Raw genomic sequence first — 20990 nt, 5'->3', positions numbered from 1 at the left:
GAAGGCCTTCCTAATATTCCGGAAGGTCAAATACGGCTATGGAAGACGTAGATTCCGGAGTCAGATTCGATCACGTAAATCTCACCGCTGAGTCTCAAGTCCTCCCCCATCGATTCCGCGTCAATCTTGGCGTACGGCTTCAGCGACTCTGGCAGGTGCGCGTCAACTTCCTGCTGCCATCCCATGTCATCGATGATCCGATCGGCGTAAGCCTCCAGCGTCGGGTATTCGCCGAGGTAGGCCTCCTCGAAGTAGTGCCAATCTTCGGCATCTAAGCCGGAGTAGTCCACCCATGCAGCGAAGGCGGGACCATATTTGGCGATGCCTTCGGCGAGTGCAGCGACTTCCTCGATACGTTCGAACTCACTGAGCTGCTTACTGCCAAAGCCTTCGTAGTCATGGATGGCCCATTCTTCCGGCGCGGGTTCACGAGATTGCGCCAGCATGGCATAGATCTGCTCGTAAATGGCGTCCGCGCCTATAGTGGCGTCTATCCAGGTGCCGAGCAGTCGCCCGTCGTTATAGTCAGCCAGCGACGCGACGTAGATGGCAGGGGCCGTGCGCTTCTCTCGTTCCGGAGTGGGCTCGGGTAGTTGTTCGTGGTTCATATGTCCTCCTTTCACTTATGCAGATGGGTGGGTGGCAAGGACGGCGGAGGCGCTCTCAATCGAGCGCTGCTCACGCCGTCCCTGCCGGTGATACTCGAACTAGCGTCCGCGTGCCGTGCGAGGCTTGGCCGCTTCCTGATCGTTGCCGAACAGATGGGCGATGGCCTCACGTCGGGCGGCAGCTTCCCGGTCGATTTCCGCGATGGCGGATTCGGCTTGAGATGCCAGATCAGTGTTTTCCTTGATGCCGGCGATGTGCGCCGCCAAGGCTTTTCTGATCTCGTCCGTGATGGTGCTGCTCCGCAACTGCGCGATAAGCACCAGCTGCGTGTGAACGTCCGGTTCGAGCCGGACAGCAAGAGTCTTCACCCCTGCTGTATTCTGGCGGTCCTCGCCAGCGATGGGTTTCGTCATGACAACTCCTCGGTGTGTGCGACCGGCGAGATTCCGGGATGGAATCCTCGTCACCGGCAGCAGTACACCGACGAGCTGTCCGCGTACTATGCGCTTGGTGGTGAACGCGGACGAGCTGCTGTGATCCGATCTTGCGCTTCCCGGGCAAAGGTGGGGTTCAGCTCGATACCCAACCAATTGCGGCCGAGCGATTCTGCGACGACGGCGGTCGAGCCACTGCCGATGAAGGGGTCAAGGACGATGCCGGGCTCTGGATCACCATCGTGACCGCAGCCCGCTTGAAGTGCCAGGCGCGTGGCGGTCTGCCCTAGCCTGCGAATTGGTCGTCGCCACGGGGCACGGCAGATAATGCAACGTGCTTCGGGGGTTCCGGCTTGAATACATCGGATAGCAAGCGGTTCAGGAAATGTGGCGTGGTGACTGCCCTTGCCAGCGGCCGTGGCGATTGTCCACACGTCCCCAGGGTTCTTGCCGAGCGGATGGCCGATAATTCCACGAGCCTTCATGGCCGCGAGACCCGTCGTCGAATCGGCGTTCGGCCCCCGCCACCCCTCCTTGGCGGGACGGCGGGATGAGGCACGAGGCGGGCGACCAGGCTTCGAACGATGCGGCACGCGAATGGCGTCGAGGTCGAAGTAGTAGCGTTCCTGCTTCGCGAACAGGTAGATCACCTCATGGGCCGCCGTCAGCCGATCGCGCACGCTGGTTGGCATCGGGTTCGGCTTTGCCCAGATGATCTTGTTGCGGACTATCCATCCATCCTCCTGCAGTAGCTGAGCTACGCGTTCCGGTGCCAGAAGCAGGCTCTTGGACGGCGCGCCTTGCCGAGGATGGTTGGCGTACGTATCACCGAGATTAAGCCAGAAGGTGCCAGTCGGAACTAATACGCGATCAATCTCGCGTGCAACGGCCCGAATCACGCCAGCCCACGCCTCCACATCTGCTTCGAGCCCTATCTGACCGTCGGCGTCATAGTCACGCAATCGGAAGTACGGTGGACTCGTCAGGCACATGTCCACCGACCCGGCCGGGAGCTTTCGGAGCTGGTCTAAAGCGTCCCCGACGTACAGGATGTTGACCGGCTCAGTCATGGCGAACCTCCCGGACGAGCTGAGCCGCAACCTCCTCCAAGGCACTGATGCGGTAGAGCCCAGGGGTCACCCGAGCGTTCCGTTGCATTGCCGCCAGAAATGCCTGGCGGCGGCGCTCGGCCACGTTTGGGCGGTAGGCATCCATCGCCCAGACGACCTTTGGAAAGCCGCCAAATTCACGCTGTTCGATGCCGGTTTCGAGATATTCCTCGTATAACAGGCACTTGCCGAGGACGGTAGGGAGGCTCTCGTGACCAAGGTCCACTTCAACGAAGAACGCCTCAACTTCCTGATCCCCGGGATGGGCAGCGAGCTCAACATACAGGTCTGGTCGAAGCACCTGACCGACACCTAGGCGATCCGTGTAGTGGCGACGAGCCTCGCCCTCCGGAGCCAGCTTCACGACCTCTGCACCCGACTCGGATGCAACGGCGATGATGCTGACAGCAACGTCGGCTATGGCCAGAGTGTGATCAAGGAATCGCGACGATGGTTCGTCGAAGCGCTTACGTCGGCGAGTCGACTCCTGGTTCCGTTGAATGCGTTCCCCTGCTGTATCGATGAAGTAAACCAGCCCCTCCGAACCTGCCCGGACACCACCGATCCGCCGATTTAGGACGCCCAAAATGCGATGGCTTCGTAGTCTTGCCAAGACTCGGCGGCAGGTTCGAGCACCCGATTCTGCTGTCGCGTGCTCTGCAAAATGCAAAGTTTCAATGTGACGTGCCGTCAAGAAGCGATAGCGCTCCACAGACGACAGGACAGCGCGATCGCGTTCACTGAGCCGGCCTTCAATATCGTTCAAGCGACGCCGACTTATTCGCGGGCCAGTATGGGCTCCGGTGCTAGGTACAGCACCGGTATTCGGCGCCCCAATTGGAGCTAATTCTTCGCTGACCTGCGCAGATGCATTCGATAGCATCGACGCGGGCGGGTAGCCGGTCGGTAGAGTTCGCTCGATAGTCATGACTGGCTCCTTCTACGGCGACCATCAGCTGCGCCAGTTTCAGGAGAAGGAGTCAGAATGCTTCGGAGCCCACGTTCGATGACGTCTTTTGATTGACCGAACTGGCTGCGGCTCAGTGCCCGGATCTTGTCCGGTGACGAGGTCTGCTTCGGGATGTCTAAAGTGACGCCGGACGCCCAGTCAGTCACCGCGCTCTTGCGGACGAGCTGCGCGTAGATGTGACGCGACGGCAACGCCATGAAGTCTTCCGGTTCAAGACCAGGTGCCATGGCGGCGGCCGCCTTGGCGTCCCTGGATGCGAGTTGAAAGAAGACTCGGGATCGACAGTTGGCCTCGAACGCCGTGCGCATGCTTTGGGGCAATTGGTCGAGGTACTGGTGCGCCACATGGAACCCAGCGCCAAGACTGCGCGAAGTGGCCAGCGCATCGCCTATATCGGTCGGTAGACGCAGGTACTCCTGCACCTCATCGAGGTAGATCATGACCGGGTGGCGGTTCTTGGCGGCAATGCTGGCGCGCTCCTGGATGGCCTGCCACAGTTCCGCGACAACCATGGCTCCTAGCAGTTGAGCAGCCTCGGGGCCGATCACCCCTTTCTGGAGTGGGACGAGCAGAATCTTCCGTTCCGTCAGCACTTGGCGAAGATTGAAACGTGGAGTGGGCTGTGCCAAAACGTGACGAAGATGCGGATCAAGCAACGGGCGCAGCTTATTCATCAGCGGTGCCGTCACCTGCGCACTGGCCTCCGGGGATAGTTGGTCGTACCAGTGCCAGAAAGGTCCGGCTGAAAATGGATCATCGCCCGCGATCTGGCGGGTGACCGACTGCCGGAACTTTCTGTTATTGAGCAGAATGGGCAGCATGGCCAAGCTGGCGTCCTCCCGCTGAGCGAGTGCTAAGAGGGAGTGCCGCAGGATGTCCGAGCTTCGAGGCCCGAGCTGGTCGCCGTAAAGAGCATGGAAGGTACCGAACAGCTGGTCGGCAACGAGAGCCGGACTCCGCCCGTGACCATCGAGTGGATTGATCCCCACAGGCAAGTCATCCAGCGGATCCAGAAGGACGACATCAGCCTGACGCTCCAGGGGAACGTGCTTTAGTACATCGCGAATCAGGTCTTTGGGCTCGACGACGACACAACTGCGCCCAGCTTCCATGTCACCGATGATGAGCGATAGGAGCATGGAACTCTTGCCCACGCCGGTCGGTCCCATCGTCCACAGATGGTGGCAGCTATCCTCTGGTGCTAGGCCCAGCCGGGCATCGCTGGCACCGGGGGCCGTCGCCCGACCCACAATGCGATCTGCATCCGACACTGCAAAGGAGGGTCGGATCTGCCGCGGATGAGCTGGCGGCTGTCCCGGGTAGGCAGTCTTACCCTCACCAACCGGCCAAGCGCTGAGCATTCCCACCTCGACGGCGGACAGTCGCTGGCCAGAAGCGAAGCGCGGCCACTCTGGACTAGGGTTGTTCAGCTTATGGGTCTGATCAAGGTGGACACGAAAGCGGAGCCCTGGGGCCACCATCGAACGAAATGCATTGACCACCCCGCTGATTAGGGCTCGCCGACGATCTTCCTCGGAGGCGCTGACTCCTATGCGAACGAAGGTAGCGAAGCCATGGTCGCCTTGCTTTCCCTCGATTCGCCGGCTGATCGCCCGACGCCGCTCCGGCTGCACGCCAGTGAGGATAAGCGACGTGATTCCCTGATCGACTTGGGCAACAGCATGAGGAGTCAGTTGAGGTATGAACCTTGGCCCCAATATGATCTGGACCACCAGGCTTTCATTTCCGTGGACCGCCGTCAGGCTGGCCAAGAGAGCTCGTGTTGAACCTTCCGGATACCGAGGCTCCAGAGGTTGTGCAGGCGTGTTGACGGAAACCCGGCGGGCAGACTGGGCCGGTAGCCGGTCAGCCTCATCGGCGACAACGATGGCTCCAACGACCAGACGTTCGATGTCGCGGCGGACAGCAGATGCATGCCGTCGCTGCGTGCCGACGATGTAGCGGATGCCCTGTTTATCCGATCGGGCCTCCAGAATGATTTGCGGGGCGTGACTCTGCGAACTCCAAACGCGTAGCAGGTTGATGGCCTGCTCATCGTCGAGTGGGCGGGGCCAGAAAATCTCCTGCCACACCAATTGTCGAAGGATGGGCTCGGAATTATTCATCGCTCGTATCCTCCGAAGTACGCTTGACGTCTTTCTGTTCGTGCTGAATTTGGGCTTCCCGCTCGGCTTCCGCCTGAGCCATGGCGATGACGGCGCGGCTCAGCTTTCGGAGGTCAGGACGATCGCGCTCGACTCCCCTGACGATGATCCGGCCGTCCCTTCGTGGTCGCGCCTGGCGGCTCCGATTAGGACGTTTGTTGCTAGTAGACATAGTTGATTCCCTCCTTCCTTCGGTGTTGTGATTTGCGGCAAACGTTCAACAAATTGAACGATGTCTGAGGCTTAGTATGCGTTCAATAAGTTGAACGTTCAAGCATGTTTGCGCAAACCACAACACCGACTGGAAGAGCTGTAGTTGCCGCGTTGCGGCGATGGATTTAGTACCTGTTTCGGCGGTATTGGATGACTGCCCATACCGCCCAGATGATGGCAACGACACCGACGCAGGCGATCAGAAACGGCAGGATCGATTGCAGGACTTGAGTCGCGCAGTAGAGGGCCACTACGGCCAGCAGGACCGACATGCACGCGCCAATCGCCCGCTCAAACCATGATCTGGGACCGGGATCGACACTCACCGCTGGCGCTCCATTTCCAAGTAAATGCCGGTGTTCAAACCGTGCCGCACGCAGTCGAGTGCGAACTGCAGTTGGTCCCCGACGTACTGCTTCGTGACGGCATAGAACATGACTTGGCCTAGCGCGTCAGCTTCGAAGAGATGCCATTCGAGGTCATTTCGGCTGAAGCCTGCGCGTTCGAATCGCCGCATCAGCCAGCGAGCCAGTTCGAACTCATCGGGCGACGAAAAGCTCAAACCCTGTTCAACGTGGGCAACATCGTGAACGTAGCGGTAGGCCATATTGACGTCTGGTGAACCGAAAACCACGCTGCTGCTGTTCTCGTTGGAGACAGGTAGCGGGTGTCCATCCTTCTGCGAGGCGGCAAAGGCATGGCACAGATCCTTGTACTTTTCCGGCGCGTCACCGGCTGGCTCCCACCCGAAGTACAGGCGGCGCTCAATCTTGTGAGCCTGGTCGAGGACATAGTCAGCGAGTCGCTTTTGCGCTGCGACCAGCTCCGTTGAGGTAAATGATTCGGGCATGACAAATAACCCCTTTCTAGAGGCATGTTTGAAGTGGGCCGGCCGAGCCAGCGAAGTTAGGGCGAGCCGCTACTGTCGGCGGCGAATGTCGCGCAGGGCTTGTTGATACGCCGCATCGAGGCGGCTAACCGTTTCGTGAGCGTCCTCGGTGATGTCGAAAATCTGATCCCGAGAGTGGGCCGTCCGGTCGCGCCAGTACTCAGCAACGACGAGGTATGCGGCAGCAACGGAAGCTGCGCAGGTGATCATGACGGCAATCCAGAAGATGGCAGTCATGACCGCTGCGGCCCCTTCGGCCAAGTTTCCAGCGCCGTCAGAGCCATGGCCGACATTTGCTGCGAAACCAGTCGCAAATGCCGCGCTGTCGCGGGCGAGTCAGCCTTGACGGTCCTTGCCACGGAGTCCAGCTCATCCACCAGCGCCGCGACCCGCCCGATAAAGAGACGGACAGCAGTCTCGTGCTGCAGCACTTCGGGCTCCACGTAGCCAATGGGCTTCAACGGATTTACAAATTCGTGCTTCATGGCTGCCCCGCTACCGCTGGAACCGGCGAACTTCCCACGCCGCGTACTCGGCGAAGGAATCTGCGATGTAGTTGAGCCGCTCCGATGTGCGCGGGTCGCCGTCGGACTGGAACTGCGCCTCGCGGCTCAGCATGCCGGTCAGGTGCATACCTGTTGCGGCGACATAGCCGGCGGCCTGGACACGCGCCGCCGTGACGAGGCCATTGGCCACTTCGGCGTTCTGGCGGCGCTGGAGAGACTTGCCCTCGGAACGCGAGAACCCCTCCGGGGCGCTGAAGGGGCTGATCTTGCCGCCCGGGCGGGGAGTGAGGTCTGTCATGACCGTCCTTCCTTAGTGTGGTGTCCAACCGGTGTGGTTGGCTTGTCCTCAAAGTTAGAAGTTGCGGTAGAGCAGCGGGGAAAACCAGAACAAAAACGGAAAATCCGAGAAAGCAGGATTCATGAGCAGGGGTGCCCACCATGAGTAGGCCTCGCGGAACCATCGAGGACCTCCATGCTGATCTGCTCTTCATGCGGAAGAACCGAGGATTCACGCCGACGCGCATCGCAGACGCGGGTACCCTTCGGCACGTCCTCGGCGGAGACCAGGAACCGTTCGAAAGGCTGCGCGAGCGCTTCGTGTCCGCCATCAACTCACTGCATGACCCTGCGCCCGACCTATTGCTGGCTGCGTTTGGGCTTTCTGCCGCGACCGCCGAGTTGAAGACTCTCATGGAGCGTCGGAAGTACTACGGAGCCCTCATCAACCGCGGAACTGACACCGTGGCGGCCCTCGAGGACGCCGCACTCGAGGGCCTTCGCGCCCAACTGCTGACAGGGTGGTACCCGGCCTCACCGCTCACGGCCCGCTTGCCAGAACTCCACAATGGCGTCGTCCAAGAAGCAGTAAACGTCATTACGGTCATCAAGGACAGACGATGGCAAGAGACCCGCGAGCACTACCGGTTCTTTGCCGCGTTTGACGAAGCCGACTACATCGCCATCAGCACTTCCTTTCCGGGTAAGCCGATTCCGGAAGGAGACTTCACTGTGCGAACCAAGGAGATCGGCAACAGCTTTACTCATCAGTTCTGGCACAAGACGCCAATGCGGCGTGGTCACAGCTACGACCTCCGGTTCACGCTCACCCCGGATACCGACTACGGAGAGCCAGGCGTCATCCTCGAAGAGAGTCGCGCATTCCACGAGCGAACCCTTACCGCGTCATTTGAAGCCATCTTTCTCGGTGCTAAACCCTCAATAATCTGGCGAGTGGAGCGGCTCACCCACTTCGAACGCCCGGGGGATCCCACACGGAGCAACATCCTGACATTCGACGATGGCAGCACCGTTCGTGCAAGCTATCGCGACCTATATGGAGGCCTCTTTAATGGCATTGCGTGGCAATGGTAATTTCTTTGCCACCTGGAGTCGCTGATATTTCAAAGCTCATCGCTTCTAATGAGACCTCGGCTTTGAATATGTCACGTAATTTATTGGCGGCGCAGTCAACTAATTCACGTAGGTCTTTCAATTCATATTTATGGGGACGCACACGCAGGTTGAAGCTTAAATTATATCTAAAATTGTGTTATAAATAAGGCAGATGATACGCCTTGTTTTGAGATGACTCACCAGGACGCAAATCACCCCCTCGTAATGCCATGGACGGCACCGCGCTGTTCCCCGGCAATGTCAGTGGCGGCTGCTAAGTTGAGAGCATCGCCCCAGGGGGACCAACATAAGCGCGCCGTGCGCAAGGAGTACACAAACCGAGATGGCTGGAACAACCAAGGAAGCGCAACGCGCCGAGCTACACAAGACGATCTGGCGGATCGCGAATGACCTGCGCGGAAGCGTCGACGGTTGGGACTTCAAGAGCTACGTGCTCGGGATCCTCTTCTACCGCTACATCTCAGAGAACCTCACGGCCTACATCAACGAGGGCGAGCGGAAGGCTGGTCACCTGGACTTCGACTACGCGAAGCTAGCGGACTCCGAAGCTGAATTTGGACGCAAAGAAACAGTCGCGGAGAAGGGTGTGTACATCCTCCCGTCCGAACTCTTTGCCAACGTACGTAAACGGGCCGAGGACGACGAGAACCTAAACGAGACGCTTGCGCAGGTCTTCAAGAACATCGAGGGCTCAGCCGTCGGCACTGACGCCGAGGATGACCTCAAGGGTCTATTCGATGACCTCGACGTCAACTCAAGCAAGCTCGGCCATACGGTCGCTAAGCGAAATGAAAAACTCGTCAAGCTTCTCCACGCGATCGGTGATCTTACGTTGGGCAATTTTGCCGACCACACGATCGATGCCTTCGGTGACGCCTATGAGTACCTGATGCAAATGTATGCGTCGGCTGCGGGCAAATCCGGGGGTGAGTACTACACTCCCCAAGAGGTCTCAGAGTTGCTCGCCCGCCTCACGGTTGTCGGCAAGACATCGGTGAACAAGGTCTACGATCCTGCCTGCGGCTCGGGATCATTGCTTTTGAAGTTCGCCAAAGTGCTGGGCAAAGAGAACGTGCGCCAAGGATTCTACGGCCAGGAAATCAACCTGACCACATACAACCTCGCGCGAATTAACATGTTCCTACACGACATAAACTACGAGCAGTTCAACCTCGCCCACGGCGACACACTGATCGACCCCGCCCATTGGGACGACGAGCCATTCGACGCGATCGTCTCCAATCCGCCTTACTCAATCAGGTGGGATGGGGACAGCAACCCGCTCCTCATCAACGACCCTCGCTTCGCACCAGCCGGCGTCTTGGCGCCGAAGTCGAAAGCTGACCTGGCCTTTACGATGCATATTCTGTCCTGGCTAGCCGTAAACGGGACAGCCGCGATCGTTGAGTTCCCAGGAGTGCTTTACCGCGGCGGAGCCGAGCAGAAGATCCGCAAATACCTGATCGACAATAACTACGTCGACGCCGTGATCCAGCTTCCACCGGACCTCTTCTTCGGGACGACAATCGCGACCTGCATCATCGTGCTGAAGAAGTCAAAGAAGGACAACTCGGTTCTTTTTATCGACGCTTCCGATGAGTCCGTTCGCGGTGGAAACAAGAACAAGCTCACCGACGACAACCAGCAGAAAATTCTCGATGCTTACACTGCCCGAGGAAATGCTGAGCACTTCTCGCGCCTCGTCTCTAATGAGGAAATCGCTCAAAATAACTACAACATCACGGTCTCTTCCCATGTCGATGGGGAGGATACGCGCGAGGTGATCGACCTCACCGAGCTAAATGCCGAGATTGCCCGCATTGTCGCACGTCAGCACGAGCTCCGTGAATCAATAGATGCGATCGTGGCCGACCTGGAAGACCTGTCGTGAGTCGGATTGACGATCTGATTGTGGATCTGGCTCCTAACGGGGTGAACCACGTATTGCTGTCGCAGGTGGCCTCCTACTCCGACACCCGGATAGATGCACACAAGCTCGATGAGACGAACTTCATCGGTGTTGATAACTTGCTGTCAAACAAGGGCGGCAAGACCGATGCAACCTACCTTCCCAACACGGCACGCCTGACGCGCTATGAGACCGGTGACATTCTCATTGGCAACATCCGCCCATATCTAAAGAAGATCTGGTTGGCCACGGGAATAGGCGGTTGTAGCGGCGACGTACTAGCCATACGCATTTCTGACGAGTATCGGGACCTCTTCCTCCCCGAGTTTCTCTACCAAGTGCTATCTTCCGATAACTTTTTTGCGTACAACATGCAGCACGCCAAGGGTGCGAAGATGCCTCGCGGCAGCAAAGATGCGATTCTCAAATATCCTGTACCAGTGCCACCTATGGAGGTACAGCGGGAGATTGTGAACATCTTGAAGAAATTCAGCGAGTTGGAAGAAGAATTGGAAGCTGAATTGGAGGCTGAATTGGAGGCTCGGCAGCAACAGCTATCCCACTACCGCGATTCGCTTCTATCCTTCGATGACACTGTCCCCTCCTTCACCCTAAGAGATGTTTGCGACATATCTCGCGGGCGGGTCATCTCGAAGAATTACTTGCGTGATCATCAGGGCACCTTTCCCGTGTATTCGTCTCAGACTCAAAATCGGGGTATTTTCGGTTACGTGGATACATTCGAATATGATTTCGAGTCTGTAACATGGACCACAGATGGCGCAAATGCAGGCTCCGTTTTTTACCACAATGATGAGCAGTTCAGCATTACGAATGTTTGTGGCCTGCTGAAAGTGAAGTCTCCTAATTTTCTTTCGTCGAAGTACTTGTACCATCAGCTTGGGAAACATGCAAAGTCTTACGTTAGTGCAGGGATGGGAAACCCGAAGTTAATGGCGAATGCAATGGGGTCCGTTTCCATTCCAATTCCATCGCTAGATAAGCAGGAGCAGATCGTAGATGTACTCGATAAGCTAGACGCGCTCATAGGCGACCTTAGCGTCGTCCTTCCCGGGGAAATCGCTGCCCGTCGCAAGCAGTTCGAGCACTACCGCGTCAAGCTGCTGACGTTCGGGGAGAAAACGGCATGAGTGAGGTGACGACGCGCAAGTACGACCCTATTGCTGTCAGCAGCGAGAGCACGGTCGTCGCCGAGTATGTACCAGATGCCGCGAGTGAAGCGTCGTATCAATCCGAGGCAGATCTAGAGCGTGAATTTATCCAGCTCCTGCGGTCTCAGGCCTACGAGTACTTGCCAGTCACGAGCGAGCCGCAACTGATTGCCAACCTCCGCACACAGCTTGAATTACTCAACGGCATCACATTTAGCGACAGCGAATGGGAAACCTTCTTCAGCGAGCGAATCATCGGCGCTAATGATGGCATAGCGGAGAAAACCCTGCGCTTTCAGGAAGACCACGTTCAGCTCTTAAAGCGTGACGATGGATCGACGAAGAACGTCAGCTTGATCGACAAGGCGAATATCCATAACAACCGACTGCAAGTCATCAACCAGTACGAGATGGATCAGAATGAGGGCGGCGCAAAGCACGCTACGCGCTACGACGTGACCGTACTGGTCAACGGCCTTCCTATGGTGCACATCGAGCTGAAGCGTCGTGGTGTCGATATCCGCGAAGCGTTCAACCAGATCGACCGCTACCAGCGCGACAGCTTTTGGGCTGGGTCTGGCCTATTCGAGTACGTTCAGCTGTTCGTCATCAGCAACGGGACGCTGACGAAGTATTACTCCAACACGACTCGTCGTCAGCACTTGGCCGATGGAGCGGGCTTGAAGAAGGCGCGTAAGACGTCAAACTCATTTGAATTCACCTCATGGTGGGCCGACGCTCAGAACAAACCGGTCCAGGACCTGACGGCGTTTGCTAAGACCTTCTTCGCAAAGCACACCCTTCTGAACATCCTCACGAAGTATTGCGTCCTGACCGCTGACCGGATGCTGCTCGTCATGCGGCCCTACCAGATTGTTGCCACCGAGCGGATCTTGCAGAAGATCGACATCTCCGTCAACTATAAGCAGCTGGGCTCCGTCGCCGCGGGCGGCTATGTATGGCACACCACGGGCTCGGGCAAGACACTGACGAGCTTCAAGACCGCGCAGCTTGCGTCTAAACTCCCGAGCGTAAACAAGGTGCTGTTCGTCGTCGACCGCAAGGACCTCGACTATCAGACGATGCGCGAGTACGACCGGTTCGAGAAGGGCGCCGCCAACTCGAACACTTCAACGTCAGTGCTCAAGAAGCAGCTCGAGAACCCCCAGGCAAAGATCATCATCACAACGATCCAGAAACTTGCGACGTTCATCAAGGCGAACACGGGCCACGAGATCTACTCCGGTCATGTTGTGATCATCTTCGACGAATGCCACCGTTCACAGTTCGGCGATATGCATACCGCGATCACTAAGGCGTTCAAGCGATATAACCTCTTCGGATTCACCGGCACGCCAATTTTCGCCGCAAATGCCGGCAGCGGTGGTAACCCGCAGCTAAAGACTACCGAGCAGGCTTTTGGCGACAAGTTGCACACCTACACGATCGTCGACGCGATCACCGATAAGAATGTTCTGCCGTTCCGTATCGACTACGTCAACACCATCAAGCTCCCGGAAGGTCTCACAGACAAACAGGTGTCCGCCATCGACACGGAACAGGCCCTGCTTGCACCGGAGCGGCTGCGGCAGGTCACCGCCTACATACTTGAGCACTTCGACCAGAAGACTAAGCGAGCTCAGCACTACTCGCTCGCTGGCAAGCGCGTGCATGGTTTCAATGCGCTATTTGCGACCGCCTCGATTGAGGCCGCCAAACGCTACTACAATCAGTTCTTCATACAGCAACGTGACCTCCCGCCGGCTCGTCAGCTAAAAGTTGGTCTTATCTACTCCTACGCAGCGAACGAAGCAGTAGAGGACGGCGCACTCGACGAGGAGGGCTTCGAAACAACCGCACTCGATGCATCGTCGCGCGACTTCCTGGAGGATGCAATCCAGGACTACAACGACATGTTCGGCACCAGCTTTGACACGTCTGCTGACAAGTTCCAGAACTACTACAAGGATCTCTCGCTGCGCCTCAAGCAGCGAGAGATCGACGTCGTCATCGTCGTAAACATGTTCCTCACCGGCTTCGACGCCACGACGCTAAACACGTTGTTCGTTGACAAGAACCTGCGGGCGCATGGTCTCATCCAGGCGTATTCGCGAACAAACCGCATCCTCAACTCAGTCAAGACCTACGGCAACATCATCACCTTCCGCGATCTCGAGGAAGAGACCAACGACGCCATCGCGCTCTTTGGTAACAAGAATGCCCAGGGCATCGTGATCCTCAAGCCATACGGCGAGTACTACGACGAGTACGCCGACAAGGTCACTGAGTTGTTGGATAACTTCCCGCTCGGTACGCCGATCGTTGGCGAGGCGGCACAGAAGGCGTTTATCGCCCTCTTCGGCACCATCCTTCGACTCCAGAACATCCTGACGTCTTTTGACGACTTTGCCGGCCAAGAGATTCTGACGGTTCGACAAGGCCAGGACTACCGCAGCGTTTACCTTGACCTTTACGCAGAGTTCCGCCGTGACAAGGACTCGGACAAGGAGTCGATAAATGATGATGTCGTCTTTGAGATCGAGCTCATCAAGCAGGTTGAGATCAACGTCGACTACATCCTCATGCTCGTTCAGAAATATCGTGATCAGCGTGGTGACGGCGATGACAAAGAAATCAGGGCCGAGATTACGCGTGCCATCGATGCCAGCCCGAGCCTGCGTAACAAGAAGGATCTCATCGAAGCGTTCGTCGATTCTGTCTCCATTACCGGAGAAGTTGACGAGGAATGGCGCGCGTTCATCGCCGGACGCCGAGAAACCGAACTCGATGCCATCATCGAGTCTGAAGGCCTGCGCCCAGACGAAACCCGGGTGTTTGTCGATACCGCCTTCCGCGACGGCAGTATCCAGACGACCGGTACGGCGATCACAAAAGTACTGCCTCCGGTCTCCCGATTCTCAGCCACGGGGGGCCATGGTGAGAAGAAGCAGCGTGTGCTTGAGAAGCTAGGCGCCTTCTTCGAGCGGTTCTTTGGTCTGAGCGATGGAGGTCGCGAATAGTGCAGGATGGGGGCCTGATGGATGAGCGTCAGGAACGTGTTCTGGAGGCTCTCGTCAACCGGAGCCCCAGACTGGCGGGCATGTACCGAACGGCTCTGACTCTAACTGCCGAGGAGGCCGTGCACGGTTGCGAGTCCGCACGGATTTCGACCATTTGTCACTGCATGCGCGAGCTAATGTCTGGCCTCCCCGCCGTCATGTCGGACATATCCATCGACCGGCCGAATCCGTCATCCGGCTCCTTGATGAAGCAACTTCCGGGGCTACTGGCTGCACACCCAGACGCCGACCTAAGACTCGATCAAGATCTTGTGCCAGTTCCGCGAGCAGTCGCGCGTGTGCTCGCATCTCTCGTCAGCGCTGTTACCCAAGAAGAGGGACGCAACCGCGCCAATACTGCAGCACTGGTGACGGGAGACTCAGACGCTAACCACCCGGCAATCGGGCAGTGGCTTGCCGCTTACCAGTTCTTTCTGAGCTGGACTCACCTCGACCGTAATCACGATCAGGAAAGACCACTCCCAAGTGACGAAGATCTTCTAGCAATGATTCGTATCGTTGAGGACGTCATCGAAGTGCGAAGCGCCCTCTTCTTTGAGAACCTCCACGCGATCGAGGACCTATTGGCCGAGATCAACAACGTGGATGAGGAAACCGAGTAATGGCAGAGCATAAGACACCCAGCCCAGAGCAGGTAAACGAGGTCTTGCGCCGCATACCGACCCCATCACTTCGTCGGGTGTTCTTTGAGCGACTAAAAAATCCGATGTGGGTAGAGCCCCTAGCGACTGCCGGTATGTTCGATAACCCGCCCGAGCCGGAAAAAACCGGCGAAGGTCTCGTTGCGGATCATTATTGGCCTGAAATTGACTATCTCATTCGAGTCGCACCTAAAGCGCCCAGGGCAGTTGTTGAAGTTCTACTCAAACTTTCTGGTAGCAACAATGCGTGGGTGCGCCGAGCCATATTTACGATCGGTGCTTCAGTACCAGCTGCCGAAGCGGTAAGGCTCAAACCGATAGTGAAATCGTGGGGTGAAAGCGGATTCGGCTGGCGCATTGACCCTCGCGATATGGTCGGTTTCGCAGTCAACTTACTTCAGGGCGGGCAGTTAAAGGCTGGCAAGTGGATGGCCAATTTCCTGTTTCGGCCCACTGAATCCGAGAACCACAAGCCAGCCCTCGCACTAGACGACTACTGGTACCAAGACGGCTTACCGCGCGTCGTTGAGGCTCTTGGAGACGACGGCCTTAAGACCGTCCTACCGTGGCTGGAAGAATACGAACGTCAGTCGAAGCGGTTTACCGATACGTTCGATATGACAGACATATCGCGCGAATCGATCCGTGCTAGAAGTGACCACTACCCTTCCATTGAGCACTCGCTGATTGACGCAGTCCGAGACCTGGCATCTGCTGCGATGGTACGGAATCCGAGGACAGCGGCGGCCACCCTAGCTAAAAGTCCTATGAATCTTGCTCGCAAGATCACCCTCTATGCGGCTACGGAAGCCCTCCGACATACCAGTGCTCAGCCTGAGGCTGAAACCGATGAGCTCCTAGCCGTCGCCGCAGAGCTTGTCGCGGATAAGAAGTTTCAGGATGAGTCGTGTCGAATTGAATTCGGCGAACTTGCGCGTGAAGTGGCACCGCTCTCGCCGTCCGCACTAGATCCACTTACCGAATTCATCGCTGCAGGGCCTCTAAGCAGAGAGCAGCTGCGAGAACGCCTACAGATAGGTGAAGATGAATCTCCCGAGGACCTGGACAGACGAATTGATGATGTGGTTGACACTTGGAAGCATCGGTGGCTCTCTGCGGTTGGCAATGAGGCATTACCGGCTGCGCTCAAGGTTGCATTGGAGGAGCTCGATGCAAAACGCGGAGTTATCGATTCACCTCTAGCTGCTTTGAACAAAATGACGAGTTGGACCGGACCAAACAGCCCAATTTCTCAGGACGAGATGTCCGTCATGAGTCCTGCTGAGCTCGTGGCGCATCTTTCAAGCTGGCAGGACACTGGCGATAAGTGGGGGCCCCGACCATCACACGAAGGTCAAGGACGGGAACTCTCAGCGCTAATCACAACGAATCCGAGGGCCCTCGATGGGGTTGAAGGCCTTGTCGACAAGTTACGGCCTACCTACCTACGCGCCACCCTCCAGGGTTGGGAAGCATCCGTAAAGGCAGGCATCGCGCTCGACTGGCAATACGCGGCAGACCTGATCCACCAAGTGCTGGTTCACAGCGACGCGTCCCGATTTCCACAAGAAGGCCGCAATTTCGATGACGACGCTGACTTCATCAGCACAAAACGAGCGGCAGTAGACCTTCTTGAAGAACTCGCCCAGAAACGGGAGACGCCATCCATACCGTCTGAGGCACAGCAACGTTTTGCCCATCTCCTGATCACTGAGACAGATAGCGAAAGCGCTTGGGAGGACTACGATGCTGACGATTCCGACAGCGGCATGGATCCCCTTACCCTCTCCCTCAACTGGCAGTGGCCAACTCGGGTGCGAGGCCTGCTCAATCTAGTTTTGCACGGCAAAGAGACTGCCTGGTATGCCAGTGCAAAGTCAGCTCTCGAGCGCGAACTGGAGCGAGTAGATAGGCGAGGCGCCTCACGAGCGGTCGTCGGCCAGGAGTTCGGACGATTACTGAATGTTGACCCCGACTGGCTCAGACCAAGAATTGCGGAGCTGTTTGGATCTGCGGACAGCCTATCCCCCTCCCAGCAAATTGCACTGACGACGGCCATGGCAGTTCATCACTATCACTCGGACGTTTACGACCTTTTGGCCCCGGCCATGATTGCGGCCATTAGCTCTCCCGAGCCTCTCATCGCAGGTTGGCAGGGACAGTCTGAGCCAATGCAACGCATCGGTGAGTGGGTAGTTGACGCCATCATCCGTGGCCACAAGACACTTGAAGATCCCGTCGCTCAAGCATTTTTCAGTACAGCAGAACCCAAGGTTCGGGGGGCTGCTGTCGGTCGCATCGCATGGTCATTCATGCACGTCAAAGCTGTTGATGACAAGATCCGAGATCGGTTCGCCGACCTCTGGGACGCGCGAGTACAACATGTCCGCGAGCACCCGGGAGATAAACACGAGCTCAACGAGTTCTACTGGTTTGTAAGGAGCGACAAATTCGAAATTTCGTGGTGGCTGCCTCGACTGAAGGAAGCGGTAGAGCTCGATCCTGATCTGGCGGGTGAACGCTTCATGCTAGGCAAGCAGATCGCAGGCTCAGCTGACTTGGACCCGCGAGGAGCATTGGAGGCCACAGAGGTGCTGCTAAAGAACCGAGAAGGCATGGGTATGCCGGCTTGGGACCTTACCCGCAATGCTGTGCCGATGGTTATCGCCAGGGCAATGAGCGCCGGAGATGAACAGCTCGAGCGGGATGCGGTCCGTTTCATGAACGAGCTGGGTGAAAATGGCAACCCGAACCTTGAGAAGGAGGTTCAAGAGGTGCTAAGCGGCAAGATCACCCAGAACGATGTGAGCGAATAATGCAAAAAACGAATATAGAAACTTGGGGGAAATAAATGCCGGCAATTGAAGAAGAAATCGTATCTTGGCTCAACTCACGATCTGGCTGGATGAAGGTACTTACAGGCCAGTTGCTTGCTGGCCACGATGTCGATGATGCCTTCGTAGAGTCGCTCGCATCGGACCTCGTGGGGAAAAAGGAGCTGCAAGTTCCCGCGCCGTTTGTCGTGAAGGATCTTCCAACTTCAGCCAGCACCGGCTCCCGTGTAGAGCTGACGAGTGTGAGCGGGCTATTGAACGTCAACGCTCTTGCCGACGGAGGAACCCTCAACTTCGGCAGCACAGGGCTCACGGTCATCTACGGTGATAATGGCAGCGGAAAGTCTGGATATGCCCGCCTAGTCAAGGACGTTGTGGGGGCGAGGCATCGCGACGAGATACTACCCAACGCGTTCAATCCTGGCGCACCGAAAAAGCAAGCCGCTGTAATCACCTATCGTGTCAACGGCCAAGACCGTTCGCTGGCATGGCCCGACGATGTAGATCCAGAACTGCGGCAAGTTCACTTCCACGACGAGCCTTGTGGTGATCATTATCTTGTTAACGACACCGAGCTGAGCTACCGTCCACCAGCACTGACCCTGTTCGACAAACTCATTACAGCAACCGACGCACTTCGAGCGGCAGTCGATTGCGAACTTGGAAAAGTCGACACGGCGAAGTATGCAGTTCCAGGACTGCAAGCTTCGACGAACGCAGGGCTATTCGCAGCCTCTGTCAGTCCAGACACTACTGATGACCAGATCGACGAAGCCACAAAACTGCCCGACGATGCGGAGACCGAACTCGCTACGCTCGTACAAAACGAGGCGCGACTACTATCCACCAACCCGGCTAAGGAGAAGACGCGCCTCGCTAACGGGGCTAAAGGACTAGACAGCCTCGCACAGCACTTTGACTCACTAGAGGGCTTGCTCAGCCCGAAAGCTTGCCAGGACATTGAGCAAAAGCTCAGCACGTCGCGATCGCTTCGCATGGCCGCAGACTTGGCGTCGAAGACTAGTTTCACGGAAGAACCACTAGACGGCGTGGGCACGGAAACGTGGCGAGCGCTTTGGGAGGCTGCTGAGGCATACTCACAAGCAGAGGTGTACCCGGACCATGACTTCCCGCATACCGAAACCGATGCTAGGTGCCCCCTCTGTCAGCAGGAGTTGGGAGCGGACGCAGCTAACAGGCTGGGCCGCTTCAAGGCGTTCGTGCATGATGACACCGCCAAGAAGGCCAAGTCTGCCGAAGGCCTGGCGAAACGTAGTGTCGATGCCTTGAAGCAGCTTGAGGTTGTGACCGTAGAAACCACCAACGCTTTGGCCTTCGTGGAGGCAGAGAGTCCTAAACTTGCCTCCGAACTTAGGGCAGCACTCGATACCGCCGCAGATGCAAAGAAGCGCATTGGCGAGCGTCTTCGTGGTGAGTCCGAGGAACAACCAGTTGCACTCGCCGCAGTAGATTCGGGCGCCCTCCGTGCGGAGGCGATCACAGTTCGTGAACGTGCAGCAAAGGTCGACGAAACGGCATTCGCGACCCAACTGAAAGCAGCGACACATGCCAAGCTGCAGTTGAAGGATAAGATCGACCTTGCCGAGCACGCTGGGGCCCTGAAAAAGGATGTAGAGCGTCGAAGAACGGCTCGGGACATCACGGCAATCCGGAATGCCATCTCGACTCAGCCGATCACCAAGCAGTCGATTGCCCTGACTCGTACGCACGTGAACGAGGTCGTCAATGATCGGTTCTCACGCGAGTCAGACCGGCTGGGTCTCGAACACGTCAAGCTAGACGATAAGGGCGGAGGCAAGGGAAAGCTTCGTCATAAACCGGCTTTGCTCGGTGCCACGCTCGCTACTAAGACTGTTCGAGACGTGCTCAGTGAGGGTGAGCAGACTGCACTCGGTCTCGCTGGCCTCTTCACTGAGATTAACTTCGATGAGTCAGAGTCTGCGCTTGTCCTCGACGACCCCATCAACTCACTAGACCATGGACGGCGCGAGAAGGTATCTCGGCGAATCGCCGCACTAGCCTCGAAGCGTCAAGTCATTGTCTTTACCCACGACCTTACTTTCCTAGGGGATCTCATCCGGGCTGCAGATGAAGCAGGGGTAGCTCTACAGGAGCGGTCAATCGCCAAGGACAATGCACGTGTTCCTGGTCGCGTACTGGAGACACATCCCTGGAAGGCAAAGGATGCGAAAAAGCGGATCGGTGACCTGCGTACAGACTTGGCTAGGCTCAAGAAGGATGCAAAGGATATGACGCCAGAAGAGTACGAGAATCGCGTACAACTCTGGGCGGGCCTTCTCTCCGAAACATGGGAACGAATCGTACGAAACGACATCGTTGGCAAAGTTGTTGATCGAGGAACTACTGAAGTCCGCCCCAAGATGGTCAAGCTCTTGGCGCAGATCACTACCGCGGATAACGACGAGTTTCAGAGCGCATACAGTCAGGTTTCCAAGTGGGCCCCACGCCACGACAAGAGCGAGGAAGTTAATTTCGTTGCACCAACTGTTGATGAGATGGAGGTGGAGCTCGCCCGCATCGATGGCTGGCATAAGCGCCTCGTCACCTATGTGCAGAACTAGGCCAAGGTTCCTTCTCGCCTAGCAAGAAGATACGGGCCGTGTCGTAGCTGCAACCAACCTGTTTGGCGATCTTCCGAATGATCATGCCCTGCCCCCGGAGGCGGAGAATCTCTTCCTCTTTGGCGGGCGTCAAGCCACGATGCCTAGCACCCACACCATGTTCGGCCAGGAGGCGAAGGAAGGTTGACTTCGCGATGCCGTTTTCGCGAGCCAATGTCGTACTCATCTCGCCGGCTTGGTATCGGGCAACAAGCTCGGCCAGCTCGTCAACCGTGAAGCGATCGGTGATGCGGTAACGCTGAGTCTTTGGAGGAGATAGCGATGGGCGCGGCTTGATGTGGCCAGCATCCATTCGCTCTATCCAAGCCGCGATCGTCATGAGCTGATCCATTTTGTGGAGGCCCTGCTTGGAGTAACCTGCAAGGACCTCGACCAATAAAGAA

The 20990-nt window shown here is 57.2% G+C and carries 18 protein-coding genes; 6 read left to right on the top strand and 12 right to left on the bottom strand.

The features are described from left to right. Window positions 1-26 precede the first annotated feature (26 nt). The 11 genes from J2X01_RS09220 to J2X01_RS09170 form a co-directional block, all read right to left on the bottom strand. The gene (locus tag J2X01_RS09220; RefSeq protein WP_310056014.1) at window positions 27-608 is read right to left on the bottom strand and encodes an antirestriction protein ArdA; all 582 of its coding nucleotides are present in this window, start codon (window positions 606-608) and stop codon (window positions 27-29) included. A gap of 99 nt (window positions 609-707) precedes the next feature. Further along, entirely contained in the window at window positions 708-1022 is a 315-nt protein-coding gene (locus J2X01_RS09215) for a hypothetical protein (RefSeq protein WP_310056011.1), read from the bottom strand. Window positions 1023-1108: 86 nt separating this feature from the next. Next, window positions 1109-2113 carry a DNA-methyltransferase gene (locus tag J2X01_RS09210; protein ID WP_310056008.1) on the bottom strand — a complete coding sequence of 335 codons (1005 nt, stop codon included), beginning with the start codon at window positions 2111-2113 and terminating at the stop codon, window positions 1109-1111. Further along, complete coding sequence (locus J2X01_RS09205) at window positions 2106-3080, bottom strand: replication-relaxation family protein (protein WP_310056005.1); 975 nt, start codon at window positions 3078-3080, stop codon at window positions 2106-2108. Before J2X01_RS09205 ends, J2X01_RS09210 begins: the two co-directional genes overlap by 8 nt. After that, window positions 3077-5248, bottom strand: a complete 2172-nt coding sequence (locus J2X01_RS09200) for a type IV secretory system conjugative DNA transfer family protein (RefSeq protein ID WP_310056002.1) — start codon at window positions 5246-5248, stop codon at window positions 3077-3079. The genes J2X01_RS09205 and J2X01_RS09200 overlap by 4 nt, the downstream gene beginning before the upstream one ends. Continuing rightward, window positions 5241-5459 (bottom strand): hypothetical protein, encoded by a 219-nt coding sequence (locus J2X01_RS09195; protein WP_310056000.1) that lies wholly within the window; start codon window positions 5457-5459, stop codon window positions 5241-5243. The genes J2X01_RS09200 and J2X01_RS09195 overlap by 8 nt, the downstream gene beginning before the upstream one ends. Window positions 5460-5625: 166 nt before the next feature. After that, window positions 5626-5826: a hypothetical protein gene (locus tag J2X01_RS09190; RefSeq protein WP_310055998.1), complete on the bottom strand. Its 201-nt coding sequence runs from the start codon at window positions 5824-5826 to the stop codon at window positions 5626-5628. Further along, window positions 5823-6350, bottom strand: coding sequence for a hypothetical protein (locus tag J2X01_RS09185; RefSeq protein ID WP_310055995.1), 528 nt, complete (start codon window positions 6348-6350; stop codon window positions 5823-5825). The genes J2X01_RS09190 and J2X01_RS09185 overlap by 4 nt, the downstream gene beginning before the upstream one ends. Window positions 6351-6419: 69 nt before the next feature. Next, the gene (locus J2X01_RS09180; RefSeq protein WP_310055992.1) at window positions 6420-6626 is read right to left on the bottom strand and encodes a hypothetical protein; all 207 of its coding nucleotides are present in this window, start codon (window positions 6624-6626) and stop codon (window positions 6420-6422) included. Beyond that, complete coding sequence (locus J2X01_RS09175) at window positions 6623-6874, bottom strand: hypothetical protein (RefSeq protein WP_310055989.1); 252 nt, start codon at window positions 6872-6874, stop codon at window positions 6623-6625. The genes J2X01_RS09180 and J2X01_RS09175 overlap by 4 nt, the downstream gene beginning before the upstream one ends. Before the next feature lie 10 nt (window positions 6875-6884). Beyond that, the gene (locus tag J2X01_RS09170; RefSeq protein WP_310055986.1) at window positions 6885-7193 is read right to left on the bottom strand and encodes a hypothetical protein; all 309 of its coding nucleotides are present in this window, start codon (window positions 7191-7193) and stop codon (window positions 6885-6887) included. A 140-nt stretch (window positions 7194-7333) separates the two neighbouring features. On the opposite strand from J2X01_RS09170, the gene J2X01_RS09165 reads away from it, so the two are divergent. The 6 genes from J2X01_RS09165 (at window position 7334) to J2X01_RS09140 (ending at window position 20547) form a co-directional block, all read left to right on the top strand. After that, window positions 7334-8266, top strand: coding sequence for a hypothetical protein (locus J2X01_RS09165; RefSeq protein WP_310055985.1), 933 nt, complete (start codon window positions 7334-7336; stop codon window positions 8264-8266). A gap of 364 nt (window positions 8267-8630) precedes the next feature. Continuing rightward, a complete protein-coding gene (locus J2X01_RS09160; protein ID WP_310055982.1) occupies window positions 8631-10199 on the top strand; it encodes a type I restriction-modification system subunit M in 1569 nt (522 codons plus the stop codon). Next, window positions 10196-11368, top strand: a complete 1173-nt coding sequence (locus tag J2X01_RS09155) for a restriction endonuclease subunit S (protein WP_310055980.1) — start codon at window positions 10196-10198, stop codon at window positions 11366-11368. Before J2X01_RS09160 ends, J2X01_RS09155 begins: the two co-directional genes overlap by 4 nt. After that, window positions 11365-14409, top strand: coding sequence for a type I restriction endonuclease subunit R (locus J2X01_RS09150; RefSeq protein ID WP_310055978.1), 3045 nt, complete (start codon window positions 11365-11367; stop codon window positions 14407-14409). The genes J2X01_RS09155 and J2X01_RS09150 overlap by 4 nt, the downstream gene beginning before the upstream one ends. A gap of 661 nt (window positions 14410-15070) precedes the next feature. Further along, window positions 15071-17926 (top strand): hypothetical protein, encoded by a 2856-nt coding sequence (locus tag J2X01_RS09145; protein WP_310055975.1) that lies wholly within the window; start codon window positions 15071-15073, stop codon window positions 17924-17926. A gap of 35 nt (window positions 17927-17961) precedes the next feature. Further along, a complete protein-coding gene (locus J2X01_RS09140; protein WP_310055972.1) occupies window positions 17962-20547 on the top strand; it encodes an AAA family ATPase in 2586 nt (861 codons plus the stop codon). Here J2X01_RS09140 and J2X01_RS09135 read toward each other — a convergent pair. Continuing rightward, window positions 20528-20926: a hypothetical protein gene (locus J2X01_RS09135; protein ID WP_310055969.1), complete on the bottom strand. Its 399-nt coding sequence runs from the start codon at window positions 20924-20926 to the stop codon at window positions 20528-20530. The genes J2X01_RS09140 and J2X01_RS09135 overlap by 20 nt on opposite strands. Between the last annotated feature and the right edge of the window lie 64 nt (window positions 20927-20990).

Source organism: Arthrobacter ginsengisoli (assembly GCF_031456935.1).
In the GTDB taxonomy this organism is placed as follows: domain Bacteria; phylum Actinomycetota; class Actinomycetes; order Actinomycetales; family Micrococcaceae; genus Arthrobacter; species Arthrobacter ginsengisoli.
This window is presented reverse-complemented; position numbering and strand designations above follow the sequence as displayed.

Bases quoted from the DNA above. Each gene is read 5' to 3' on its own strand.
- J2X01_RS09220 (WP_310056014.1), bottom strand. From the start codon at position 608: ATGAACCACGAACAACTACCCGAGCCCACTCCGGAACGAGAGAAGCGC.
- J2X01_RS09215 (WP_310056011.1), bottom strand. From the start codon at position 1,022: ATGACGAAACCCATCGCTGGCGAGGACCGCCAGAATACAGCAGGGGTG.
- J2X01_RS09210 (WP_310056008.1), bottom strand. From the start codon at position 2,113: ATGACTGAGCCGGTCAACATCCTGTACGTCGGGGACGCTTTAGACCAG.
- J2X01_RS09205 (WP_310056005.1), bottom strand. From the start codon at position 3,080: ATGACTATCGAGCGAACTCTACCGACCGGCTACCCGCCCGCGTCGATG.
- J2X01_RS09200 (WP_310056002.1), bottom strand. From the start codon at position 5,248: ATGAATAATTCCGAGCCCATCCTTCGACAATTGGTGTGGCAGGAGATT.
- J2X01_RS09195 (WP_310056000.1), bottom strand. From the start codon at position 5,459: ATGTCTACTAGCAACAAACGTCCTAATCGGAGCCGCCAGGCGCGACCA.
- J2X01_RS09185 (WP_310055995.1), bottom strand. From the start codon at position 6,350: ATGCCCGAATCATTTACCTCAACGGAGCTGGTCGCAGCGCAAAAGCGA.
- J2X01_RS09180 (WP_310055992.1), bottom strand. From the start codon at position 6,626: ATGACTGCCATCTTCTGGATTGCCGTCATGATCACCTGCGCAGCTTCC.
- J2X01_RS09175 (WP_310055989.1), bottom strand. From the start codon at position 6,874: ATGAAGCACGAATTTGTAAATCCGTTGAAGCCCATTGGCTACGTGGAG.
- J2X01_RS09170 (WP_310055986.1), bottom strand. From the start codon at position 7,193: ATGACAGACCTCACTCCCCGCCCGGGCGGCAAGATCAGCCCCTTCAGC.
- J2X01_RS09165 (WP_310055985.1), top strand. From the start codon at position 7,334: ATGAGTAGGCCTCGCGGAACCATCGAGGACCTCCATGCTGATCTGCTC.
- J2X01_RS09160 (WP_310055982.1), top strand. From the start codon at position 8,631: ATGGCTGGAACAACCAAGGAAGCGCAACGCGCCGAGCTACACAAGACG.
- J2X01_RS09150 (WP_310055978.1), top strand. From the start codon at position 11,365: ATGAGTGAGGTGACGACGCGCAAGTACGACCCTATTGCTGTCAGCAGC.
- J2X01_RS09145 (WP_310055975.1), top strand. From the start codon at position 15,071: ATGGCAGAGCATAAGACACCCAGCCCAGAGCAGGTAAACGAGGTCTTG.
- J2X01_RS09140 (WP_310055972.1), top strand. From the start codon at position 17,962: ATGCCGGCAATTGAAGAAGAAATCGTATCTTGGCTCAACTCACGATCT.
- J2X01_RS09135 (WP_310055969.1), bottom strand. From the start codon at position 20,926: ATGACGATCGCGGCTTGGATAGAGCGAATGGATGCTGGCCACATCAAG.